This window comes from Frankia sp. CoBUL1 (assembly GCF_978021245.1).
The window spans coordinates 1-6,224 of record NZ_CDXDOS010000204.1 but is presented as its reverse complement, the minus strand read 5'-3'; the positions used below and the strand labels follow the sequence as shown (position 1 = coordinate 6,224).

General features: G+C 68.6%; 7 protein-coding genes. 1 reads left to right on the top strand and 6 read right to left on the bottom strand.

Annotated elements, in window-relative coordinates:
* The 4 genes from rdgB to murI all read right to left on the bottom strand — a co-directional run.
* Positions 1-657: RdgB/HAM1 family non-canonical purine NTP pyrophosphatase (gene rdgB, locus AC08OX_RS13735; RefSeq protein ID WP_476608182.1), on the bottom strand; the 657-nt coding region annotated here is incomplete at its 3' end.
* Positions 654-1,397, bottom strand: a complete 744-nt coding sequence (gene rph, locus AC08OX_RS13730; protein ID WP_476608181.1) for a ribonuclease PH — start codon at positions 1,395-1,397, stop codon at positions 654-656. The genes rph and rdgB, both read right to left, overlap by 4 nt.
* A gap of 70 nt (positions 1,398-1,467) precedes the next feature.
* Entirely contained in the window at positions 1,468-2,214 is a 747-nt protein-coding gene (locus AC08OX_RS13725; RefSeq protein WP_476608180.1) for an MBL fold metallo-hydrolase, read from the bottom strand.
* Complete coding sequence (gene murI / locus AC08OX_RS13720; protein ID WP_011435325.1) at positions 2,211-3,113, bottom strand: glutamate racemase; 903 nt, start codon at positions 3,111-3,113, stop codon at positions 2,211-2,213. Before murI ends, AC08OX_RS13725 begins: the two co-directional genes overlap by 4 nt.
* A gap of 841 nt (positions 3,114-3,954) precedes the next feature.
* On the opposite strand from murI, the gene AC08OX_RS13715 reads away from it, so the two are divergent.
* Positions 3,955-4,518, top strand: coding sequence for a hypothetical protein (locus AC08OX_RS13715; RefSeq protein WP_476608179.1), 564 nt, complete (start codon positions 3,955-3,957; stop codon positions 4,516-4,518).
* A gap of 169 nt (positions 4,519-4,687) precedes the next feature.
* Here AC08OX_RS13715 and AC08OX_RS13710 read toward each other — a convergent pair whose 3' ends face one another.
* Together AC08OX_RS13710 and AC08OX_RS13705 are read right to left on the bottom strand one after the other, a co-directional pair.
* Positions 4,688-5,560, bottom strand: coding sequence for an NAD(P)-dependent oxidoreductase (locus AC08OX_RS13710; RefSeq protein ID WP_134351697.1), 873 nt, complete (start codon positions 5,558-5,560; stop codon positions 4,688-4,690).
* A gap of 130 nt (positions 5,561-5,690) precedes the next feature.
* A complete protein-coding gene (locus AC08OX_RS13705) occupies positions 5,691-6,011 on the bottom strand; it encodes a putative quinol monooxygenase (protein ID WP_011435328.1) in 321 nt (106 codons plus the stop codon).
* Positions 6,012-6,224 lie beyond the last annotated feature (213 nt).

The following is a 6,224-nucleotide window of genomic DNA, read 5'->3' as shown; positions in this document are numbered from 1 at the left end:
GGTGGCGGGGGTGGGTGGGGCGGCGAGGACCTCGCTGAGGACCAGGGCCAGTTCGCCGAAGGCTCGGCCGCGGTGGCTGATCGCATCCTTCTCCGCCGCGGACAGTTCGGCGTTCGTCCGGGTCTGACCGTCGGCCAGGAACAGTGGGTCGTAGCCGAAGCCGCCCGCGCCGCGAGGTTCGGTCAGCAGGGTGCCACGTAGCTCGCCGTGGGCGACCCGTTCGACGCCGTCCGGGGTGACCAGGGCCGCCGCGCAGACGAAGGCGGCGCCGCGCCGGTCGGCCGGGACGTCGTCAAGCTGCGCGAGCAGCAGGGTGTTGTTGGCGGTGTCCCGTTCGACCCGGGTGCCGTCGCGCCAGCCCGACCATCGAGCCGAGCGCACCCCCGGCATCCCGGCCAGTTCGTCGACGGCGAGCCCGGAGTCGTCGGCGACCGCAGGCAGCCCGGTCGCCGCGACCGCCGCCCGCGCCTTGATCAGAGCGTTCTCGGCGAAGGTCGTCCCGGTCTCGGGCACCTCCTCGCCTGGTGGCAGGCCCACCAGCTCCACGGCCAGGCCGCTGGCCGCCAGGATGCGGCGCAGCTCCGCGAGCTTCGCCTCGTTGCGACTGGCGAGGACCACCTTCGTCGTCCGGGCCGATCCGTGGTGTTCGGCGTTCATCGAGCACCTCCCGGGCGGGGAGGCCCCGCCGGGACCGGGCCGCGCAACGCCTCGGTCTGGATCGCGGTGAGCTGGGCGCATCCACGCACTGCGAGGTCGAGCAGGCTGTCGAGCATCGTCCGGTCGAACGGGGTGCCCTCGGCGGTGCCCTGGACCTCGACGAAACCGTCCGCCCCGGTGCACACCACGTTCATGTCGGTGTCCGCGGTGGAATCCTCGCTGTAGGCCAGGTCGAGCATCGCCTCGCCCTTGACCACGCCGACGCTGACCGCACTGACGCTCGTGATGAGCGCATCGGGCCGGCCGAGCCAGCGGGCGGCGTCGACCAGCGCGACGTAGGCGCCGGTGATCGCGGCGGTGCGCGTGCCGCCGTCGGCGAGCAGCACGTCGCAGTCGATCGCAATGGTGTTCGCGCCGAGGGCCTTCAGGTCGATGCAGGCACGCAGGCTGCGGCCAATCAGCCGGGAGATCTCATGGGTCCGCCCGGAGATGCGGCCGCGCACGGACTCGCGATCGTTACGGGTGTCGGTGGCCCGTGGAAGCATGGAGTACTCGGCGGTCACCCAGCCCAGGCCGCTGCCCTTGCGCCAGCGCGGGACCCCCGTGGTCACCGAGGCCGCGCACAGCACCCTGGTCCGGCCCGCACTGATCAGCGCGGATCCCTCCGCGTGCTCCTGCCATCCCCGCAGGATCGTCACCTGCCGGAGTTCGTCCGGTCTCCTGCCATCCGCTCGTATCACGTCGCGACACTATCGGCCCAGAGTGACCCGGCCGCGCGCCGAGGTACGAAGGTGCGGTCCGTCAGAGTTCTCAGAGTTCATAGACGGTGCCGGGGCTCGCGAGGGTCAGCGGGCCGTCGTAGACGCCAGCCGCCTCCTCCTCGGAACGGGCGGCGTTCCCCCACGGGACAAGATGCGTGAGCACGAGCTGACCCACGCCGGCTCGCCGGGCGTGCTCGCCGGCCTCCCGGCCGGTCAGATGCAGGTCCGGGGGGTTGTCCTCCTCATCGAGGAACGACGCCTCGCAGAGGAAGAGATCGCTGTCGGTAGCGAGGCGGACCAGCCGGTCACACGCCCCGGTGTCGCCCGAGTAGGTCAGTACCCGATCGTCGGCGGTGAGGCGGATGCCGTAGGCCTCCACCGGATGGGCCACCCGGGTGAGATCGATCCGGAACGGCCCGATGTGCAGGCGGCCGGCGCCGATGGTCCGGAAGTCGTAGATGTCGGCCAGGCTGTCGTCCGGCCATTTCTCGAACGCTCCGCACAGCCGTTCCTGGGTGTTGATCGGGCCGTAGACCGGGAGCTTGGGCGGCATGCCCTCCGGGTGGTACCGCCGCGCGTAGGAGTTGGCCACCAGGTCCAGGCAGTGGTCGCCGTGCAGGTGGCTGAGCAGCACCGCGTCGATCTCACGCAGGTCGCAGTGCCGTTGCAGTTCGCCCATGGACCCGTTGCCCGCGTCGAGGACGAGCCGGAACCCGTCCGACTCGACGAGGTAGGACGAACAGGCCGACGTCGGGCCGGGATACGTGCCTGAACAGCCGAGGATCGTCAGTTTCACCGTGGCACCACCGGGCTCTGCTGGGAGGAGGGTTCCTGGTCCGCCCCGGTTCGGGCGGCCCATGCGGCTGGAGGCGTGACTGTGGCCCGCGCGGCGGGAACGGGCGGGGACACCGCCGCGACGCCGACGAGTTCGGGGCCGAGGAACCTGCGTCCCACCCGGCTGAACAAGGTTGGATCACCCGTGGTGAGGAACCGGTGTGTGGGCGGCGGAAGGTCCGGATCGCGGAAGAGTCCATGCCGGACAAGTACCCGGTAGGTGTCCTTGGCCGTCTCCTCGGCACTACTCACCAGAGTGACGCCCTCTCCCATCACGAGGCCGATGACACCCGTCAGCAGTGGGTAATGTGTACATCCAAGTATCACCGTGTCCACGTTGGCTTCCTGCAATGGTGCGAGGTACGCCTCGGTTAGCCCGAGCAACTGCCGCCCGCAGGTGATACCCCGCTCAACGAAGTCCACGAACGCCGGGCAGGCCGCACCGGTCAACTCCACGCCCGCGGCGGCGGTGAACGCGTCGTCGTAGGCGCGGCTGGCAATCGTCGCCAGCGTGCCGATGACGCCTACCCGCCCGCTGCGGGTCGCCGCGGCCGCTCGGCGGGTCGCCGGCATGATCACTTCGATGACTGGTATGTCGTAACGCTCCCGGGCGTCGCGCAGACAGGCGGCACTTGCCGTGTTGCAGGCGATGACCAGCAGCTTCACGCCCTCGTCCACGAGCCGGTCGAGGGCATCGAGGGCGTAGCGACGCACCTCGGCGATCCGCCGCGGGCCGTAGGGTGCCCGAGCGGTGTCCCCGAGATACATCAGGGGCTCATGCGGAAGCTGGTCCAAAATGGCGCGCGCCACAGTCAGACCGCCCACCCCGCTGTCGAACACCCCGATCGGCGCGCCGCTCATGAGCGATCAGACTAAGCCGGAAACCCGATGCTCACCCTGTGGCTGTTGTCACGGAACCATTGTCCGGTCCCGGACAGTCCTCGCGCGTCCGACATAGGACCATCTCGCCTCGCTGAGCTGGGCGCATCGCTGTGCGTCATACCTCGTTGTTTACCCAGGTGAAGGCGTCCGCGTGCCGCGAGGGGCCGAGGTGTGGCCGGCTCGACATCCGGGGATCGTCCCGATCCGCTGGATCATCCGATGACCTTCGCCTGGTCCGGAACGCGATCTTTCATCGATGTATCGCGGGAAATGCGTGGTCCGTCTGTCGATCGTCCACGAGGAGCCGTGCCCGGGTGGGTATGCCATACGGGTACAGGCACGCCAAACGGAGTGTAGGCTAGAACTGCTTGTAATCGATCAGTGACTACTAGCTATCGAACAGGTATGTTGAGGACGCGGCTGAGGTGTCCGGGTCGTTCCCATCCGTCCCCGATCCGAGGCACCCCAGTCGCATCCTCGATGTCTCCGGGCGTCTCCGGGCGTCTTCCAAGCCGCCTCCAGGCCGTCCCCGGGGTGCCGACGCAACGTGGTTCCCGACGTCTCCCCGCGCTTCTACGATGACGTCACGCGGTGGTCTTGCCATCGTCCGGCCATGCAGTCATCCAGGGAGATCGGGGGACGCCAGAACGTGATCACGCACGGAGGGTCGCGGCCGGGTGGCTCTTCGAGCGCTCAAGATCGTCCCATGACGTGAGGGCGGACGGTGTAAGTGGGATACACGGCACCAAACCGTCCTCTGCCTTGTCGGGTTGACGTCGATCGGGGGCATCGCTGGCCGTACGGCGATAGGAACATGTCCATGGCCCGGCTCCTCGCGGCGATCTCCACGGGCGTCGCCCTCCTGGTGGGAGGGTTGACGGCGCTTGCCGTCATGCTGCCGTCCGAGTACAGCTATCTGGTTCCGATTGTCATTATCCTCGTTGTCGTGGGGGTCAACATCACTGCCTGGCTTGTGATCCCGCGTGTCGTCGGCCCGGTGTCGGCGTCGGCGTCCGTGCACCGCTCGATACCGGAGAATCGTCCGATGGGTGGCTCGTTCGTGTTCGGTCGTGGTGAGTTCGACTGGGCGCGTTCGGACGCATCCGATGCCTCCGTCGAGTCCTCGTCGGACAACTGGTCGTCGAGCTGGGACTACGCCGGCGGAGACGGTCCGGACGGCAGCGACGACGAGAGCGGTTTCGACGACGACCGCTGGTATGGCTCCGCGGTCCGCCGCAGCGCGGGTTTCCCGCCGTCCGCTCTTACCGGAGCATCCATGCCCGGCCTGCTGTCCGCCGACACCGGACAGCATCACCGGGCCACGCAGTCCGGCCCAGTGCCGGCGGAGCCAGAGAAGCACCACGACGACAGCCGCCAGCCGTAGCGATGCCCATGTGGGGACTGACCGGCCAGGGGTATATCCCTCCGGCCAGGCACATCCCGTCCGTGCTGTGCTCGGTACGGTCGTTGTGCTCGGTACGGTCGTTGAGGTCGGTACGGTCGTTGAGGTCGGTACCGCGCAGTGCGGTGCGGTGGCGGCCCGGCGCCGTGGATCAGGCGAGCCCGGCGCGTCGGCGGGCCGTCTCGGTCACCGCGGCCCAGTCCTGGTCGGTCTGGCCATGCGCCAGCGCGTCGACGAAGGCGTCCCGCAGCACGCCGCCGAAGGGCAGCGGAACGTTCCGTTCCAGCCCTGAGGCCAGCGCGAGCTGGACGTCCTTCAACCCGAGCGGGAGACGGAAGTTGACGGGCTCGTAGTCCCGGTTTCCGATCATGCGGCCATAGCCGGTGAAGACCGGGCCGGTAAACAGGTTGTCGGTGAGCACTTCGATGAACGTGGCCGGGTTCATCCCGCCGGCCTCGATGACGGCGCTCGCCTCCGCCATCGCCTCGATGCTGCAGGCGATCAGATAGTTACCCAGGATCTTCACCAGGTTGGCGTGCTCCGGCGCATCGCCGACCGTCCAGGTTCGCCGGCCGAGGACGTCGAACAGGGGCTGAACCTCGGCGATCGCGTCCGGATCGCCGCTGGTCACGATGGTGAGGTTGCCGGCGCGGGCGGCGTCGGTCCGGCCGAAGACAGGAGCCGCGAGGTAGCGCAGCCCGTGCTCGGCGTGCTCACGCCGGGCCTGGATCGCCAGCGCGGTGCTGACGGTGGCCATATTCACATGCAGTGCTCCGGCCGGCGCGGCGGTCAGTACCCGCGGATCGAGCAGGCGGTCGGTGACGGCCTGGTCGTCCGCCAGCATGCTGAGGACGATTCCGGTGGCGAACGCCTCGGAGATGCTGGCGGGCACCGCACCGGCGGCGGCCAGCTCGGTGACGGGATCCGGTGAGCGGTTCCAGGCCAGTACGGTGTGGCCGGCGTCGATCAGATTGCGCGCCATGGCGCTGCCCATTCCGCCGAGCCCGATGAAACCGATTTTCATGCGTCACCCTCCTGGCCTGGTCGGCGGACGGTCCGCCGACGCGGGTTTCCTGCCCGGCTGGGCTGGGCCAAGTGGCATCGGCCGCTCCAGCCCAGGGCGGGTGAAGAACGGACCGGCAGGTGCCGGGTCCTCAGGCGCCTGTCATCGTAGGAAGCCCGGTGCCCGAGGTCAGTGTGATGAACTCGATACGCGGGGGACCTGTGAGCAGATCCTGCCGCTCGGCGACGAAATGGTGGATGTGCGGCTGGTTCTCATGATCCTCGAACGCCTCGCGGTCGCGGTAGAGCTCGTAGAAGAGCCGGGCATTGTCGTCGCCGACCACCCGATGGGTAGTGTAGATCAAGGTCCCGGGTTCGTGGGCTGCGATCAGCGGCACCGTCTCGGCCACCAACGCGTCGAACGCGTCCGCCGTGTCCGGGCGTACCTCGAACCGCACCGTCAGACCGAACATGGATCTCCTCCTCAGGGTGTTGCGGCAGGGACATGGCGGGGCGCTGTCGCTTCGCGACGTACTGTTACCGTATCCAGGAGATCACTCTAATGGTGGCCTGAGAGCCCGGCCACATCGGTGCGGCCTGAGATCGGCCGCCTTGTGTAGTCCGGGACCAGGGCCGCGCAGAGATTACGCTACGCTGTGATCGGTGACGTTTTGTAGACGTGCTGT

What these genes read in the sequence shown, in the direction of transcription:
- murI (WP_011435325.1), bottom strand. Translation starts at nt 3,113, where the DNA reads ATGAGCGGCGCGCCGATCGGGGTGTTCGACAGCGGGGTGGGCGGTCTG.
- AC08OX_RS13715 (WP_476608179.1), top strand. Translation starts at nt 3,955, where the DNA reads ATGGCCCGGCTCCTCGCGGCGATCTCCACGGGCGTCGCCCTCCTGGTG.
- AC08OX_RS13710 (WP_134351697.1), bottom strand. Translation starts at nt 5,560, where the DNA reads ATGAAAATCGGTTTCATCGGGCTCGGCGGAATGGGCAGCGCCATGGCG.
- AC08OX_RS13705 (WP_011435328.1), bottom strand. Translation starts at nt 6,011, where the DNA reads ATGTTCGGTCTGACGGTGCGGTTCGAGGTACGCCCGGACACGGCGGAC.